The 18,356-nt window shown below is 58.5% G+C and carries 12 protein-coding genes; 8 read left to right on the top strand and 4 right to left on the bottom strand.

Features of this window, described 5'->3' with window-relative positions:
* Positions 1 to 20: 20 nt before the first annotated feature.
* Positions 21 to 2,345 carry an outer membrane protein assembly factor BamA gene (bamA, locus tag JNL86_13490; protein MBL8043923.1) on the bottom strand — a complete coding sequence of 775 codons (2,325 nt, stop codon included), beginning with the start codon at positions 2,343 to 2,345 and terminating at the stop codon, positions 21 to 23.
* Positions 2,346 to 2,662: 317 nt separating this feature from the next.
* Here bamA and galU point away from each other — a divergent pair, with 317 nt between their 5' ends.
* The 8 genes from galU (at position 2,663) to JNL86_13530 (ending at position 15,082) form a co-directional block, all read left to right on the top strand.
* Complete coding sequence (galU, locus tag JNL86_13495) at positions 2,663 to 3,592, top strand: UTP--glucose-1-phosphate uridylyltransferase GalU (protein MBL8043924.1); 930 nt, start codon at positions 2,663 to 2,665, stop codon at positions 3,590 to 3,592.
* An 85-nt stretch (positions 3,593 to 3,677) separates the two neighbouring features.
* On the top strand, positions 3,678 to 6,173 hold the full coding sequence (gene lon / locus JNL86_13500; protein ID MBL8043925.1) for an endopeptidase La: 2,496 nt from the start codon (positions 3,678 to 3,680) through the stop codon (positions 6,171 to 6,173).
* Between the two features lie 75 nt (positions 6,174 to 6,248).
* Entirely contained in the window at positions 6,249 to 7,289 is a 1,041-nt protein-coding gene (gene thiL, locus JNL86_13505) for a thiamine-phosphate kinase (GenBank protein ID MBL8043926.1), read from the top strand.
* A gap of 23 nt (positions 7,290 to 7,312) precedes the next feature.
* Positions 7,313 to 7,792 (top strand): DUF2062 domain-containing protein, encoded by a 480-nt coding sequence (locus JNL86_13510; GenBank protein MBL8043927.1) that lies wholly within the window; start codon positions 7,313 to 7,315, stop codon positions 7,790 to 7,792.
* A 23-nt stretch (positions 7,793 to 7,815) separates the two neighbouring features.
* Positions 7,816 to 9,237, top strand: coding sequence for an HD domain-containing protein (locus JNL86_13515; protein MBL8043928.1), 1,422 nt, complete (start codon positions 7,816 to 7,818; stop codon positions 9,235 to 9,237).
* Positions 9,238 to 9,434: 197 nt separating this feature from the next.
* Complete coding sequence (locus JNL86_13520; GenBank protein MBL8043929.1) at positions 9,435 to 12,188, top strand: PAS domain S-box protein; 2,754 nt, start codon at positions 9,435 to 9,437, stop codon at positions 12,186 to 12,188.
* Entirely contained in the window at positions 12,185 to 12,625 is a 441-nt protein-coding gene (locus tag JNL86_13525; protein ID MBL8043930.1) for a response regulator, read from the top strand. Before JNL86_13520 ends, JNL86_13525 begins: the two co-directional genes overlap by 4 nt.
* A gap of 3 nt (positions 12,626 to 12,628) precedes the next feature.
* The gene (locus JNL86_13530) at positions 12,629 to 15,082 is read left to right on the top strand and encodes a response regulator (protein ID MBL8043931.1); all 2,454 of its coding nucleotides are present in this window, start codon (positions 12,629 to 12,631) and stop codon (positions 15,080 to 15,082) included.
* 44 nt (positions 15,083 to 15,126) lie between these two features.
* On the opposite strand, the gene JNL86_13535 is transcribed toward JNL86_13530, so the two are convergent.
* The 3 genes from JNL86_13535 to prcA form a co-directional block, all read right to left on the bottom strand.
* Positions 15,127 to 16,110 carry a M23 family metallopeptidase gene (locus tag JNL86_13535; protein ID MBL8043932.1) on the bottom strand — a complete coding sequence of 328 codons (984 nt, stop codon included), beginning with the start codon at positions 16,108 to 16,110 and terminating at the stop codon, positions 15,127 to 15,129.
* A gap of 32 nt (positions 16,111 to 16,142) precedes the next feature.
* On the bottom strand, positions 16,143 to 17,519 hold the full coding sequence (gene pafA / locus JNL86_13540; GenBank protein ID MBL8043933.1) for a Pup--protein ligase: 1,377 nt from the start codon (positions 17,517 to 17,519) through the stop codon (positions 16,143 to 16,145).
* Between the two features lie 153 nt (positions 17,520 to 17,672).
* The gene (gene prcA, locus JNL86_13545; protein ID MBL8043934.1) at positions 17,673 to 18,356 is read right to left on the bottom strand and encodes a proteasome subunit alpha; all 684 of its coding nucleotides are present in this window, start codon (positions 18,354 to 18,356) and stop codon (positions 17,673 to 17,675) included.

Genomic DNA, 18,356 nt, shown 5'->3' on the forward strand with positions numbered 1-18,356 from the left:
TCTCGTCGGACAGCACCGACCTAGAACAGTGAGCCGATCGTAAACTCGAACACCCCCATCCGCTCGGTCGGACGTGGATCGAGATTGATACCGTACGCCGCCCGTAACGGGCCGAACGGTGAAATCCACCGAGCTTCAAACCCGGCTGTGGCCCGCAACTTGTCGAACCGCACCGGCTCGTTGTCGTCGAACCCGTTACCGTAGTCGAAGAAGAACACACCGTTCAACTTCGCTTCGGATGAAATGGTAAAGATAAAGTCGTTGTTGAAAATGAGTTCCTTCGCGGACCCCAACAACGAACCGGACGGCGTCACGGGACCTGCCCGCCCAAACACGAACCCGCGCATCGTATTGATGCCTCCCACGAAGAACCGTTCCGTCAAGGGGATGGGCCGGCCCCCGATCCCCTCCGTCTGCCCGTAACGCGCGCGAATCGAAAAACGGGTGTCATAGACCAGCGGCGTATACTTGATCACGTCGACAAACAGTTTATAGAAATGGTTCGTTCCGCCCATGGCGGGCGTCCCGTAGTCCGCACCAAGCTGCATGCGCCACCCGCTGCGAGGATCGAGATAGTAGTCGCGCGTATCGCGTGAAATGGCTGTGCGGAACCCGGTCGAGGATTGCGTCCCGAGCTGGCGGCAGATGAGCGGGATCAGATCAGGACACAACCCATCTTGGGGATCGCTGTAGCGCAACTGCTCGCCGAAAATGCTGACGCTGCCGTTGACGTACTCCGACAACCATCGACTCCAGGTGGCGCTGAGACCCGACTTCGATTCGAAATAGGAAAGGTAGTTGGTCATCGATCGATAGATGTCCAACTGCAAGGCATTATACGAATCGTTGACATAGGGATTCCTGAACGTGACGAGTCCCAGCGACCGTCGCTGCCCCAACTGCCCGCGAATACGGCCTAGCCACCCGTTCCCGCCGAGGTTACCTTCCGTAATATCCGCAATCGCCACCAATTTATCCAGGGTGCTGAATCCACCGCCGATGCTGAACTGACCGGTCGGCTTTTCCTTCACCTTCACATTGAGGTCGACTTTGTCGACGTCGACCTGCTGCGGCAGAATTTCCACGGTCTCGAAGAAGTTGAGATTGTTCAATCGTTGAAAACTTCGCTTCAAGGCCAAGGTATCGATGACGTCCTGTTCGTCCAGACGCAATTCCCGACGCACGACGTTATCCCGCGTCTTGTCGTTGCCGGTCACGTGAATCTCCCGGATCCGCATCATCTCCCCTTCCTTCACGTTAAGGGTGATGGTGGCCGTATGAGCGGCATTATCCGGCGTGACGTTCGGAACGACATCGGCGAAGACATAGCCCTTCGCGCCGTAGAGATCGGTGATGCGGGTGATCTCTCCGCGGATCTTGGCCCGTTGGAAGATTTCGCCGGGACGGATCCCCAATCCCTCCCGCAATTCATGGTCTTCGAACACCGTATTGCCGCGGAACCCGACCTCCGCGACAGTGAAGGGCTCGCCCTCGACGATCGAATAGTTGAGCTCAAACCACTTCTTGTCCTCGCTCAATTCCAACGTCGGCTGGCTGATCTGCACGTTGAGATAGCCCTTGTTCAGATAGACTTCGCGCATACGCTCGATGTCGTTCCCGAGCTCTTCGCGCTTCAACACGCCGGCATCCGAGAGCACCGAGGGGATCTTCATCTGCGTGATGAGCCCATACCAGGGAATCCACTCGCGCGTGGCCGTCACCTTGAAGATTTCCTCCTTGGTCACGGCTCGCATGCCATCGAAATGGATGTGCCGGACCTTGGCCTTGCTCCCTTCCTTGATGAAATAGGTCAACCGCTTCCGGTCCTCATCCACCGATTGAATGACGGGGATCACCTGGCAGTTGTAGTATCCATCTTCCTGATAGGCGAGGCGCACCTTCTCGGCGCTTTCCTTGGCTTGTTGCTGATCCAGAAAGGTCTGGCTCTTGATCGTAATCTTTTCCTTGAGCTTATCGTCGCTGAGCTCTTGGTTACCGTCGAACACGATCTCGGTGATGAACGGCTTCTCCCGTACAATGAACCCGACGGACACCCCGCCCGCCACGGTTTCTGTTTCGACCTGCACGTCCTCGAAATAGCCGGTCCCGTAGAGGATTTTCACCTGTTCCCGAAGCGCGTCGGCCGTGAATCGGTCGTTGGCCTTGAGCGTGAGACGGCCCTCGATCGCTTGCAGTTCAATGCGTTTCTGGCCGCGAATCGTGACCGACGTCACCGCCGGCACGCCGTCCTGGGCATACAGAAGGTCGCCCAGACTGATCGCGTAGAGCACCACGAGCGCGAGCATGAGAACCGACACCCACCGCCTGCCTCCCGACTTGGTCACCGCCATCCTTCCGTACCGCCTGGGAATGCAAGCACTGGTTGCCGTGAATTTCGAAATGGGAAACCGCCACGCCCACTGTCACGTCTCGACCAGCGGACCGACCGGCCCTGCGCAGGCACTGACGAACTGTTCCCGTTGTCATCACCGATGCGCCGCTTTCGTTGCAGCACCACCGCACATCTGCAGAAAAACTCTCGGATTATATTGACCACATTTTTCAATGTAAAGGAGTTTCCCCGCATCACGAGCGCCATGTCGCGACTGAAAAGAGCCGACGAAATCTTGACTTCACCTACCCCTTCACATACTATCCCCCTATGATTAGACCCGATGTACGTAAAGCCATTATTCCCGCTGCCGGACTGGGCACACGCTTTCTCCCCGCGACCAAGGCCTCTCCGAAAGAGATGCTCCCGCTGGTCGACAAACCGCTGATTCAATACGTGGTCGAAGAAGCGGTCGCGTCGGGCATCGAAGACATCATCGTCATCACCGGCCGAGGCAAACGTGCGATCGAGGACCATTTCGATCGTTCGCTGGAACTGGAAGAAAATCTCAAGGGCAGCGGCAAGGGCCAGGTGCTGAATCAGATGCGGCACATTTCCAATCTGGCCAACTTCTGCTACGTACGGCAACCCGAAGCCATGGGCCTCGGACATGCGGTGCTCTGTGCGCAACACCTGATCGGCGACGAACCGTTTGCCGTCATCCTCGGTGACGAAATCATCGATGCGTCGGTGCCCGGTCTCGCCCAACTAATCCATATCTACAAGCAGCGCAAAGGCGCAGTCCTTGGCGTGCAGGAGGTACCGCAACAGGAAGTCAGCCGGTACGGGATCATCTCCGCCCGTAAAGTGCGCAATGGCCTCCATCGCGTCGACGACCTGGTCGAAAAACCGGCCCCGGCCGATGCGCCCTCCAATCTTGCGGTCATCGGACGCTACGTGCTGCCGCCGGAAATTTTCCCGATCCTCCGCAAGACCCCGCCGGGCAAGAACGGAGAAATCCAGCTCACAGACGCCTTGCGCCAACTCGTCAAGAACACCCCGATGTTCGCCCACGAAGTCGAGGGACAGCGGCATGATGCCGGCGACAAGCTCGGATTTCTCATCGCCACCGTGGAATTGGCGCTCAAGAACCCGTCCCTGGGACCTGCGTTCGGCGAGTTCCTGCAACAGCGACTCCGGCCGACAGCCACTGACGCGCGTCGTCGAGGCCAAGGTCGAACACGCACCACCACTACCTAGCCACGGGCCGAACGGATGACCGTCGCCCGAACCGTGCCACGGCACGACATCACACGAACACTCTAGATCGGCAAACTGGAGCCTCATGGCTGAAGCAGTAGAACAAGACTTTTCAAACAACCAGAACCTCGAACCGCCCGACCAACTCCCCCTCCTACCGGTGCGCGATATCGTCGTCTTTCCCTACATGGTGCTGCCGCTGTTTGTCGGTCGGGAAATGTCGATCAAGGCGATCGAAGCGGCCCTGGCGGGAAACCGGATGCTGTTCCTTGCGACGCAGAAGTCGCTGGATGTGGAGAATCCGCAGCCGGACGATATTCATCCGGTCGGCACCGTGGGCATCATCATGCGGATGCTCAAACTCCCCGATGAGCGGATCAAGATCCTGGTGCAAGGTCTCGCCAAGGGCCGGATCGAAGAATACATCCAGAACGACCCCTACTATTCCGTCCGCATCGAGAAACTCGTCGAGACGAAACAGCCCGGCTCCACGCTGGAGACCGAGGCGGTCATGCGCACGGTCAAAGAGCAGATCGAGAAAATCGTGAGCCTCGGCAAGGTGCTCATTCCCGATGTAATGGTCGTGATCGAAAACCTGGAAGACCCGGGCCGCCTCGCCGACATGGTCGCCTCAAACCTGGGATTGAAAGTCGACATTACCCAGACGGTCCTAGAAATCGTCGATCCGATTCAGCGGCTCCGCCAGATCAGCGAAATTCTCGCAAAGGAAATCGACGTCCTCTCGATGCAGCAAAAGATCCAGGCGCAAGCCAAGGGAGAGATGGACAAGACCCAGCGCGAATATTTCCTCCGTGAGCAGTTGAAGGCCATCCAGAAAGAACTCGGTGAACTGGACGAACGGGCAGAAGAAGTCGCTGAATTCCGCAAGCGGATCAAAGACGCGAAGATGCCCGAGAAGGTCCTCAAGGAAACCGAGAAACAGCTCAAGCGCCTCGAAAAGATGCACCCGGACACGGCCGAGTCGGCCACCGTGCGCACCTACCTGGAATGGATGGTCGAACTGCCCTGGAACAAAAAGTCGAAAGATAACCTCGACCTCAAAGCGGCGATGAAGGTCCTGAACGAGGATCATTACGATCTGGAAAAGGTCAAGGAACGCATCATCGAATACCTCGCCGTGCGAAAGCTCAAGGAAAAGATGAAGGGCCCGATTCTCTGTTTCGTCGGCCCGCCTGGCGTCGGCAAGACCTCGCTGGGGAAATCCATCGCCCGTGCATTGGGCCGGGAGTTCGTCCGCATCAGCCTCGGCGGCGTCCGAGATGAAGCGGAAATCCGCGGCCACCGGCGCACCTATGTGGGCGCCCTGCCGGGACGGATCATTCAGGGCATGAAGCAGGCAGGCACAAACAATCCGGTCTTCATGCTCGACGAAGTCGATAAGGTGGGGATGGATTTTCGCGGCGACCCCTCGGCCGCGCTGCTGGAAGTCCTGGACCCCGAACAGAACAGCACCTTTACCGATCACTATCTCGGGGTGCCCTTTGACCTGACCGAAGTCATGTTCGTCACGACGGCGAATCTGATGGACCCGATTCTCCCAGCCCTGCGTGATCGCATGGAGGTCATCGACATCCCAGGCTACACGGAGGAAGAGAAACTCGGCATTGCCCAAAAATACCTGATCCCGCGGCAAATGAACGAGCATGGCATCACCGAGAAACATATCCGCGTCTCGGAGACGGCGATACGCCATGTCATCACGCACTACACCCGCGAGGCCGGCGTCCGCAATCTTGAGCGTGAGGTCGCCAACCTCATGCGGAAGGTGGCTAAAAAAGTCGCGGAAGGCAAAGCGGAGTGTCATGCCATCGATCACACCAATTTGAACAAATTTCTGGGCGTCGCGAAATTCGTCCCCGAAGCAGAGCTGGAAAAAGATGAAATTGGTGTCGCCACCGGCCTCGCGTGGACCGAAAGCGGCGGTGATGTGCTGTATATCGAAGCCACCGTCATGAAGGGCAAGGGGCAACTCACGCTCACCGGTCACCTCGGCGACGTCATGAAAGAATCGGCCCAGGCGGCCTTGAGTTATGTCCGGTCGCGGGAGAAGACGCTGGGCATCAACCCCGACCAGTTCGCGAAGAACGATATTCACATCCACGTGCCGGCCGGGGCGACCCCGAAAGACGGGCCTTCAGCGGGCATCACGATGGCCACGGCCATTGCCTCCGCGCTGGCGCAAGTGCCGGTACGCCGCGATCTGGCGATGACCGGCGAGATCACCTTACGCGGGCGTGTCCTCCCGATCGGCGGCCTCAAGGAAAAAATTCTCGCCGCCAAGCGAGCGCGACTCTCGACGGTCGTCCTGCCGAAACGTAACAAGAAGGATTTGGAAGAGATCCCCAAACACATCCTCAAAGGCATCGAGTTGATCTTCGTGGATACCGTGGATGATGTGATCAAAGCCGCCTTGCGACGGACCTCGTCGAGAAAGGCGGGCGCAGCAACGCCCAAAACGCCCGCAAAGAAAGCGGTGAAGGCCGGCGGATCGGCACGCGCGACGCAATCGTCACGGCGTCGCCTACAACGCCCGAGGGTCTCCGCATCACTCTCCCTCTAACCTCTTGTGCATGAGGCGCACGATCGTCATCCCCGACCTGCTGTTCCTACGAATGTCCCAGGATCCGGTGCACTGATGCCGGCACGTGGGTCCCGCCGGGCCAGTCCGGTGAGCAGCGAGTTCGGCCTGATCCGGCGCCTCCAAGCACAGGCGGCGAAACCGGATCGGCAGGTGGCGCTCGGCATTGGCGACGACACCGCGATCCTCAAGACATCCCCGACCGAATGGACCCTCATGACAACGGACCTGCTGGCAGAAGGGGTCCACTTCGACCTTGCCACCTCGTCCTGTGAGGACATCGGCTACAGGGCCGCGATCGCCAATCTCAGCGACATCGCCGCCATGGGCGGAACCCCCCGGTTCATGCTCGTCGCCATTGCCATTCCGTCGACCTGTTCCACCACGCACATCCAACAACTCTACCGCGGCATGATGCAGGCCTCCGCCCCATATCAAGTCTGCCTGGTCGGCGGCGACACCTCCGCATCCAAACACGGGCTCTTTCTGAGCATCACCCTGACCGGCGTCGTACGTCCCGGCCACGCCCTGCTACGCAGCGAAGCACGCGTCGGAGATCGGCTCTACGTCACGGGAACACTCGGTGACTCGCGTGCCGGGTTGGGCCTCTTGAGTTCGCGCCGACAGCACTCGTTCGCGTCCACTCACAGGCGATTTCTCCTGGCTCGCCACCATCGCCCATCCGCCCGCATCGCCGAAGGCCAGTGGCTCGTCAAACATGGGCTGTCCGAGGCGGCGATCGACCTGTCTGACGGCCTTACCGGAGATCTCCGTCACATCTGTGAACACAGCCACGTCGGGGCGGACGTCCTGGCCGATGCGCTCCCGATCTCCCCGGCCTGCCGAGCCTACGCGGCTGCGCGCCGCATCGCACCACAGGATCTTGCACTGCAAGGCGGAGAAGACTATGAATTGCTGTTCACCGTACCGGCCGATCGGCAAGCCCGGTTTGATCGGTTGGCAGGGAACACCACCTTCCGTTTCACCTGTATCGGGACCATCACGCCCAAGCGGTCCGGCCTACGCTTACGAACGCAGCAGGGCCTCACCGGCGCTCTTCCGCTCATCAGTTATGAACATTTCCGACGGCCTTCGTAGCAGCAGACGTCTGCGGACCTTGTATGGCTAACCTACGTTCGTTGTTTCGCCAAATTCTCCATCTCGACGAATCGCCGCACAAGACGGCGCTGGCGTTTGCCATCGGCACCTTCATTGGGTTTTCGCCAGCCTATGGGCTGCATATGGTCATGGTGGGATTCTGCGCCTGGGCGTTCGGATGGAACGTGGTGGCCCTGCTCGCCGGAGCCTTTCTTAACAACCCCTGGACGCTCATCCCCATTCTCGGCGCCACCTACTGGACCGGCGCAGTCCTACTCGGGGTGCGGGACGTTCCCTCGTTCGATTGGAGCGACCTGTCGTTCATGGGCATTTATCATCAGGTCGCGCCCTATGCCTGGCCGTTTGTGCTCGGCGGGATGGTCCTGAGCATTGCCGGCGCCCTGCTGGCCTATCCCATCGCCTATTTCGTGCTCACCAAATATCGACGGAGTAACGCGGCGGACTGCGCAACGCATTTGCCCCCGTCGTCCGGCCTAGGCTAAGATCAGCCATCGATCGGCCAGGCATGAAACTACCTTCCGCCATTCCTCCAGCACCCTATGACGGTTCCGCGCTTATTGCTGATCCGATCCATGAATACGTCTCATTCACCGTCCCCTATGCGACACCCGATCCGTCCGAGCGAACGGAAAAGGATCTGATCGACTCGCCCTGGGTCCAACGGCTGCGCTACATCTACCAGCTGCAAAGTGCTCGATGGGTCTACCCTTCTGCCGAACATACGCGGTTCGTGCACTCGTTGGGGACCATGCATGTCGCCGGACGGTTTGCTCGTCATCTGTATCCATTTCTACGACAGGCCGTCCCCGATCTTCCCTCAGCCTCGTTCGTAGAGGAATTTTTGCGGATTACTGCGCTCGTGCATGACATCGGGCATGGTCCCTTCTGCCATTTCTTCGATGACAACTATCTACACGGCTTCGGCCTCTCCCACGAGAAACTGGGCCAGATCATCGTGCGGGAACATTTAGGGCCGCTGATCAAAAAAATCCGCCGCAGTCCGTCCGGCCCGTTCGACCGGGGCGAGGAATTGAATCCCGATCATATCGCCCACGTGATCTTGAAGGAGAAAGGCAAGGACAATTCCCGCATTCCACGTTGGATCAATGTCCTCCAGCCGGTCATCTCGGGAAGCTACACGGCCGACAATCTGGACTACGTCCTACGCGATGCCTACATGTGCGGCGTCGCGGTCGGACCGGTCGATCTCACTCGGCTGATCCACTACACCATCATCACCGACAAAGGCTTCACCATCCATAAAACCGGACTCCCGGCCCTCCACATGTTCCTCAATACGCGCATGTACCTCTATTCCAACGTGTACTATCACCGGACCACGAGAGCGATCGACATCCATTTGCGCGATATCTTCGGCAACACCATGAAGCGGCTCTTTCCCGCTAACCCGTCGAAGCACATGGAGGACTACCTGACCCTGACGGATTGGTCGTTGCTGGAAGATGTGCGACGATGGAAAAAGGCCGGACAAATCAGCCTGCGTCGCTTACACCAGGAGTGGGCGCATATCCTCAACCGCGACGTGAAATGGAAAATGGCCTACAGCACCGTCCTCAAAGAAAAGGGTATCGAGCGGGGCATGGACTTTCCCAGTCATGAACAGTTCCAGCAACAGATTCAGAATGCATTGCCGTCCAAGCTTCAAGACCTGCCCTTCCGCGTCGATATGGCGCCGCTTGATCCACGCCCCGACCCCAAGGATACGCGCGGCATTCCCCTGCTCGTCTATGACCCGGGGACAAAGGGGCTGTCGACCGAGCCCCTGGAAGAGTTCCTTGATCTGTTACCAACCAGGCTGGTGCAATTCCGCATTTATGCCCTCGACCATGACCACGACGCAGCGCTCTCGACAGCCGCCGCCACTGTCCTCAATAAAACATCCGCAAGCATCGAGACGAACTTTTAGCGTCTCTCCCAGCTTGAACCAGGTCCAGCAATTTTCTCAGCTACCGAGTAATTCCCCCCCCCACGAGCACCCTAGGCATTCCACTAGGGCCCATCGCATCTACTGGATTTTATTGTTCCTCTCCATAGTAAATGGAACAATTGACTGATCTCTCGCTGTAGTAGCGACGGTACGGTGCGCTATGAAAGAGGAGCCCTATGACCAGTAATGGTCGCGACGGGCTATCGACCGAGAAGCTGAGTCCTCGCGTTCGCGAACTGGGCGTATGTGCTTTCATTGCCGCCCTCGTCGGTGGCGTGTTTGCCCTAGACTGCCTCACCCCCCGCGGCATTCCAGTGTGGGTTCTCTATATCCTGCCGCTTGTCCTCACATCCAGGACGTCCCATCCCTGGAGCTCACCCGTCGTCGCGGCGATCTGCACCGTGCTGACATTATTCGGGTACATCCTCTCTCCGGAAGTGCCTGGCGTCCCCATCTGGCTGTCGCAAGTCAGCCGTTCCTTCTGCCTCGCCATCTTCCCACTCATCGCCTATTTAGGCTACCGGGAGAAGAGGTTGACCCTTGAGCTAGTCAAGTCAACCAGGCTGGCCGCAGAACACACAGCCCTTCAGGAAAAGTCGCAGTGGTTGCAGAAAACCGCCGCGGAGGTGCAGGACCTCTATGACCACGCCCCATGTGGCTATCACTCTCTCGATTCCACCGGCCTCATCGTCGCCATAAATCAAACGGAATCGGACTGGTTGGGGTACAGCAAGGAAGAACTCATCGGCCAAAAACGATTTACAGAATTCTTCACGCCTGCTGGAATCCGCTTGTTCAAAGAGCAATTTCCGAAAGTTATCACGGACGGTCATGTCAAGGACGTGGAGTTTGAGCTGATACGAAAAGACGGATCGACATTGTTCGTCCTGCTCAACGCCTCAGCCCTGACCGATTCCGAAGGACGGTTTATCGCGAGTCGCTCGACACTTATCGATATCACGGAGCGGAAACGCGTGGATCAGGCCTTGCGAGACAGTCATCAGTCGCTGGAGGCCTTAGTGGCGGAACGCACGACCGCACTTCAAGCATCCAATCAGCGCCTCGAGCAAGAACTGGCGCAAAGCCAACAGATTCAGCAGGCGTTGACCGCCAGCGAAAACCGGTTTCGAGAACTGGTTGAATCGCTTCCTCTGCCGATCTGGACCTGTCTTCCTGACGGCACCTGCGACTATCTCAGTCCACAATGGGCGAAATATACGGGAAAGGCCGGCGACGAGCCCGTCAGCGCCGGATGTCTCCCGCACGTCCACCCCGAAGACCGCCCGAGAATCGCCGAGCAATGGCGGGAGGCCGTGGCTCGTATCCACCCCCTCGATGCTGAACTGCGCTTCAAGCGGGCTGACGGAATCTACCGCTGGTTCCATGCCCATGCGATACCGGTCCGGGACCAGAACGGCCACGTGCTGAAGTGGGTGGGAACCTACACCGACATACATGATCGTAAACAAGCGCAGGAAATCCAGGCTCGGCTGGCCGCCATCGTCGAATCATCCTCCGATGCCATCATGAGCAAAGACCTCGATGGACGGATCTTATCCTGGAACAAGAGCGCCGAGCTCATGTTCGGTTACCCCAGTGGAGAGATTATCGGCCAACCGATTCTCCGCATCCTGCCACCGGACAGTCGTGCGGAAGAATCGATCCTCATCGAGGAGATCAAAGCAGGCATCCGCATCCAGCAATTCGAAAGCGTGCGAATCCATAAAGACGGCCATACCATCCAGGTGTCCTTGACCGTCTCTCCCATTCTGGATGCAAACGGCCGAGTTGCGGCCGTATCGACGATTGCCCGCGATATCACGGAACGCAAACGTGCCGAGGCCACAGTGAATCAGCAACGTCGGCTCATCGACTTATCCTACGAGCCGATTTTCTCCTGGGATACCGAGCGCGGCATTTTGGATTGGAATCGAGGCTGCGAGCAATTGTATGGCTATACACGGGCCGAAGCACTCGGCAGGAACAGTCATACGCTTCTCAAGAGTACCCTTCCTTGCCCCCTCGCCGACATTCTCGCCGAATTGGACGCCACCGGTGCCTGGACCGGAGAAATTCATCATCGCACTAAAGACGGACGGGAGTTGCTCGTGGAGAGCCGATGGGGCCTGATGAAAACGGGCGACCACCTCCTTCTGCTCGAAACAAACCGGGACATCACGGAACGGCGGCAAGCCGAACAGATGATCTTAAAAAAGAACAAGGATCTCGAAACGCTGCTCTACGTCACCTCACACGATCTGAAGGAACCGCTGCGCGCTATTGAAAGTTTCTCAATACTCCTCCAGGAACGGTATGCAGATCGGCTGGATGAGAAGGGGCAGGATTTCCTCCGCCGTATCGTCCGGGCCACACAGCGGCTCGACCAGCTCCTCACGGATATTCTGGAACTCTCCCGCGCACAACGCATGGAGCCACCCGTCGATGAGATCGATGCCAACCAGCTGGTCCAGGAAGTCTTGCGGCGGCTGGAAAGCCGCATCAAATCGACCTGCGCCAGGATCACCGTGCGCTCGCCATTACCGCGCCTGCGGGTCAATAAGACGTGGGCGGTGCAGGGCATCTACAATTTGGTCGCCAACGCGTTGAAGTTTGTCGCACCGGGGACACCTCCGGACATCGAGATCGCTCCCCACATTGAAATCGATCTCGATGGGGAGGAAGTCGTCGGATTGGTGGTCAGGGATCGCGGCCCCGGCGTGCCCTCCGATCAACACGATCGAATCTTTGAGTTGTTCCGACGTGCGGTAGGCCGCGATATCGAAGGCACCGGAGCCGGTTTGGCCATCGTTCGTCAGGTGGCGGAACGGCATGGCGGGCGCACCTGGGTTTCCCCTCGCGACGGTGGAGGATCGGAATTTTTCATTACATTCGGCATCAACCGGCAGGTTGCCAAAGAGGTAGGACCATGACGATGAGACCATTCGACATTCTGATCGCGGAAGACAACGAAGATGACATTTTGCTCATCCGTGAGGCGTTTGAAACGGTCAACATGACCAACCGCGTCGCCGTAGTTCGGGACGGGGCTGAAGCCTTAGACTACCTACGCGGGGAAGGCCCCTTCAGTCAATGTCCGCTCCCGGGCATGGTCTTGTTGGACATTAATATGCCGAAAAAAACGGGGCTTGAGGTGCTCGCCGAAATCAAAGCCGACCCTCGCTTTCGCGCGCTGCCCGTCGTCATTCTAACCGTCAGTGAACGGGAAGAGGATATTGTTCGTTCATTCGAGCAAGGTGCCTGCTCCTACATTCGCAAGCCGGTCACGTTTACCCGCTTTATCGCCGTCGTCAAAGAGTTCGAGCTGTATTGGACCCTGGTCTCCAAGGTTCCTACGTTGAAGAGGTAACACATGCACGTGTTGCTGATTGAGGACAATGAGGACGACGCAGAACTGATCCGGACTGCGCTCTGCGAGCAGGAACCTCACGACATCTCCCTCGATTGGGCAGACCGATTGGACACGGGCGTCTCCAAGCTCATGGCCGGCCCCGTGGACGCCGTCCTCGTCGATCTTTCACTACCGGACAGCCATGGACTCGAGACCCTGGAGCGAGTCCGCCCTCAGGCGGGCGAGGCGGCAGTCATCGTCCTGACGGGTCTCGACAATGAATTGGTCGCGGAAAAATCCCTGCTGCGTGGTGCACAGGATTATCTGGTGAAAGGCCGATTGACCGGCGATGCGCTGAGACGCGCTATTCGGTACGCCATGGGACGGCACCGGGTCGAGCAAGCCTTGCGGAAAAGCGAAGAACGCTTCCAGCTCACCTGCCTTGCCACTCAGGACGGCATCTGGGACTGGGACATTGCCTCCGGCACGGCGTGGTTCAACGAGGCGTACCAGACCGTGTACGGCCCGGCGGCGTCACACCTTCAGCGACATCAGATTCCCTGGGCCGACCAGATTCATCCTGAAGACCGTGATGCGGTCGTCGCCAATCTGAGGCTGGTCCTTGAGTCAACGCAGCACTTATGGACCGCTGAATATCGTTTTCGCCGAAGCGACGGCACCTACGCCTACATCGTGAATCACGGGTATGTGTTGCGCGATCGCGACCACACGCCGTATCGCATGATCGGAGCCAAGACCGACATCACCGAACGCCGGCAGGCGGAAACGATGCACGCCGTCCAACTCGCCGTGGGCCTTGCGCTCGAAGAATCGGTGACGCTCAGCGAGGCGGTCCCGAAAATTCTCCGTGCCTTGTGCGAACTGCAGGGCTGGACATTGGGTGTCCTATGGCTCGTCGATCCACATGATCAGGCCCTCCACTGTAATGCATTGTGGCATCGTGCCAGCTCCCTCTTGGACACGTTCACGCAGACCTATCAATCCCTGTCACTGGCACAGAACGCCGGCTTGGCCGGACGCGCGTGGAAAACCGGCACCGCCGCGTTCTCCCCAGATATTCTGAAAGAAGCGGACTTCCCCGCCCAGGAAGCGGCACGGCGCGCCGATCTGCACGGAGCGATCGCCTTCCCGATCTCGACCGGGAAGAACATCCTCGGCATCATCGAGTGTTTCATCTCGGAGGTCCTCTGCCCCACCCCGTCGCGGCTGGAACGCCTCTCGGAGTTGGGCACGATGATCAGCCAATTCCTCAACCGAAAAGAACTCGAACGGCAGTTGCGTCAGGCGCAAAAGATGGAAGCCCTGGGCCGCATGGCCGGCGGCGTCGCACACGACTTCAACAACCTGCTGACCATCATCAACAGCTGGGCCGAGCTCTTGATGGACGAACCTGGACTGACCTCCCGTGCGCAGCGCGGCATGGCCCAAATCAAAGATGCCGGGAACAAGGCGACCGGACTGACCAGGCAATTGCTGGCATTCACCCGCCATCAAATCGTCGAACGCCAGCCCCTGAATCTCAATGATCGTGTCAGCGACATCGTCGAGTTGATGAAACGTGTCATCGGCGAAGACATTCAACTTGTACTCGACTTGGATCCGATGTTAGGGCGCATCAAGGCGGATCCCGGGCAAATCGAGCAGGTGGTGATGAACCTCGTCGTCAATGCACGGGACGCCATGCCACACGGGGGTCGATTGGAGCTGGAAACCGGAGAAGTGACGGTCACCCACTCCGATCCCTTCTGGCCTGATCCCTTACCCCCAGGCCCTTACGTGACCCTGGCTGTTCGGGACACCGGGTGCGGGATGAGTGTCGAAACGCTGGGGCATCTCTTCGAGCCATTCTTCACGACGAAAGAGCTGGGGAAAGGTACCGGGCTGGGTCTGTCGACCGTCTACGGCATTGTCCGGCAGAGCGGCGGCACCGTGGGCATCACCAGCGAACTGGGGAAAGGCACCACCTTCACCATTTATCTTCCTCGCCTCGCGGAAGACTCCGACTCACTCAAGACGACGTCTCTTACGAAGTCGCAAGGAGAACGATCCGAAACCATTTTACTGGTGGAAGACAACGATATGGTGCGGGGCCTGGCCCATACGGTCCTGGTGGCCCAACACTACCATGTGGTGGCGGCGCGATCCGGGGAGGAGGCGCTAAGGCTGGTTCGCAATCAAGGACGGCACATTGCGCTCCTGGTGACCGACATGGTGATGCCAGGCATGGGTGGCGCGCAACTGGCCAGCGAACTCCAAGCCCTGCAACCGGAGCTCAAAGTCATCCTTACATCGGGGTATTCGGAGCGGGACGGTCTGCTCTTGCAGCACTTCGATGCCCGGATGGCGTTCCTGCCGAAACCTTACACCCCTGAATCGTTGACGAAGGCCGTCGCCGCCGCCCTCGAATCGCCTGCCCAGCAGGAAGCCTACAGAGATACGACACAGGCTCAATAATCTGCCCCGTCGTTGTCATCAGGGACATGTGGCAAGGAGACTGGCTAGCGCGTGTCGCCGCCGACGGCCACGGGAGTGGCGTCCGGCTGTGTGGACCCAGCGGGTACCGCCATCATCGGTTGGTCCGCAGCAGGATTCTTTGGGAACGGCAGGTCAAGCAGCGTATAGGGATTCACGCGAGCGCCGTTGACCTTCATGCCCCAGTGCAGATGCGGGCCAGTGGCTCTGCCGGTGGCCCCGACTTTGCCGATCACCTGGCCGGCCCTAATCAAATCGCCGTCCTTCACCAGCACGTCGGACAGATGAAAATACATCGAGTAGAGTCCGAGGCCATGGTCCACAAAGATGCCTCGTCCTGAAAAAATGTGATCCACGACGAGGCGAACCACTCCGTCATTGCTGGCCATGACGTCGGTTCCCATCGGAGCGCCGATATCCTCTCCGTTGTGCGGATTCCTCGGCTGCCCGTTCATGATACGGACACTGCCGAAAATTCCGGTGCGCTTGCCGTGAACCGGCTCGATGAAGCCGGTCTGCCACAATCGCATGGCGGACTCTTCGGCCAATGCCTTGCGCACCTGTTCCTGCTCGGCCTTCCACCGCGCCGCGGCCTTCTCATCGAGGTCCACCTTGTCCTTCGGCAGCTTGAGATGCTCCACTGCGAACTTTTCCTTCACGACGAGGACCTGAAAGGAGAAATGCCGTGTTTGCTCACCCAATTGCGCGTCGATCGTCAACTCATGCGCGCCCGGCTCATCCTGTAGGTCGATGCCGAGCAGCCCGATATAGCCTGTTCCTCCGACAGCGGGATTCGGAAACAGCGAAACGGTGCGGCCCAGGAACCGTCCTTTGACGCTCGCGGCGTCCTTCAGGTCCGGAACCGTGACGACCACGACCTGCCCTTGCTTGCCGCTGAATTGTCCGTCTCCTCCGCGAGGCACAGGCCCCGTGTTGGGAAACAGTTCGACCGGGAACACGCTGGCCAGCAAGACGACCGAAATGATGAGCACGCGATCGAGAAATGACATGGCCTTGGCTCGACTCACTCCGTTACAGCGCCTCAGCGATACAACCGTGCACCGGACACCTGCGACAGCAATTCCTCAACCCGCCGATTCACGGCACTGAACGGGTCCATGCAAAGGATCGTCTCCTCCCAGTACCCGTTCAGCTTCAAGTAGGTCCAGTCTACCGTATAGGAACGGTTCTTCGCCCTGGCAAACCGGATAAAATCTCCCCGGACTTTTGCTCTCGTGGTCTGCGGCGGCACCGACATGGCCCGCTGCACCGCCTCTTCTTCTACCACCCGAACGGCCATCCCGCGGTTCTCCATTAAATAATACAGCCCGCGGGTACGTTTGACGTCATGAAATTGCAAATCCAACAGAAAGACCCGAGGATCATCCCAACCACAGTCTTTTTTGTCCGTATAGGATTGGATGAGATGCTTTTTCATCACCCAATCCACCTCGTGGACGAGTTGCATCGGATCTTCTTCCAGGCGATCTAACACCGACACCCACTTGGCCAACACGTCATCCAACACGGGATCATGCGCGTGCGCGTCGAGGAACTCCGAGGCACGCTTCACGTAGACCCGCTGGATTTCGATCGCGGTCATCTGCCGGCCGTCATCGAGCTTGACCTTCTTGTTCAGCGTGGGATCGCGAGAAATCTCGCGGATGGCTTTGACGGGATCCTCCAGTTCCATCCCGGTCACCGAGAACCCTGCTTCAATCATGGAGAGCACCAGCGTAGCGGTTCCCACCTTCAAGTAGGTGGCGTATTCCGACATATTGGAATCGCCGACGATGATATGGAGTCGTCGATACTTTTCCGCATCGGCATGCGGCTCATCCCTCGTATTGATGATGCTTCGCGAGGAAGTCGTCGAGGACGAGGTCTTCTCATGAATATGCTGTGCCCGCTGGGAGATGAAGTATTGCGGCTTCCCGGAGACTTTGAGCACCTTGCCCGCGCCGGAATAGATCTGCCTGGTGACGAAAAAGGGGATGAGTTGCTCGGTCACCTTCCAAAAATCCACATCCCGTCGCATGAGATAATTCTCATGGCATCCGTAGGTGTTTCCGAGCGAATCGGTGTTGTTCTTAAAAATGTAGATCTCGCCGGAGAGCCCTTCTTCCCGTAGCCGCTCCTCAGCCGCCGGCAAACAAGCCTCCAGCAGGCGCTCGCCCGCCTTGTCGTGAATCACCAAGTCGAGAATGTTGTCGCACTCCGGCGTAGAGTACTCGGGGTGACAGCCGGTATCCTGATAAAACCGCGCACCGTTCACCAGGAACGCGTTGGACGGCCAGCTGTTGGGAATCAGCCCTTCGAAGATATAGCCCAGGACCTTCTCCATCGGAAGGTAGATCTTCCCGTTGGGAGAAAAGATCAGGCCGTACTCGTTTTCCAGGCCAAAGATCCGTTGTTGCATCACCCAGCCCCCTTCTCCTCAGCTGCTTTCAGAATACACCGTGACGCGCGACGCTTCAACCGAAGCAGCCATTCATAGGAGCTTCGCAACAGGCACAGCCCAGGCCTGTGGACCAGGGATTACAGCGTGAACCGGGTAGCGTGAGAAGGGCAATCAGCTGAAGAGTTGGGAGATGTCGGCGCTGCTCAAGCGCCGAAACTTCCGCCCCTGACGGTTGCGGTCGAGCACGGCCACTTCGAGACTCTCCGAAGGGATCTTTTGTGTGGCAACCTGTTCGAGGGCAGCATGACACCGTCGCAGGCCGTCCTTCAACGTGGGTGGTTGCGGGCTGGCATGTTCACGCAAATATTGCTGGACCGCCTCGGATCGTCCCCCGATCACCGCCAGATTCTTCTCATCCACAATGCTGCCGTCGAAGGAGATCCGGAATATTTCGTTGGCCTGGCCGTTCATCCCGACCTGTACCACCAGGATTTCCACTTCCAGCGGTTTGACGTCCGTGCTGAACGCCGTACCCAAACTTTGGGAGTAGGCGTTGGACAGGGTTCTGGCGCTCACATCTTCACGGCTGTACATGTAGCCGGTCAAATCGGCGTGACGAATACCCGCCTTGCGAAGATGCTCGAACTCGCTGTACCGACCCGCTCCGGCAAAAGCAATACGGTCGTACACCTCGGAGACCTTGTGCAGTGACGCGCTGGGATTGTCCGCCGCGAGCACGATGCCATCGACATATTCCAGCGCGATGATGGAACGGCCTTTGGCGATGCCCTTCTTGGCATACTCCGCCTTATCCTGCATCATCTGCTCAGGCGAGACGTAGTAGGGCAACGGCAT

The sequence above is a fragment of the Nitrospira sp. genome (assembly GCA_016788885.1).
Taxonomy (GTDB): domain Bacteria; phylum Nitrospirota; class Nitrospiria; order Nitrospirales; family Nitrospiraceae; genus Nitrospira_A.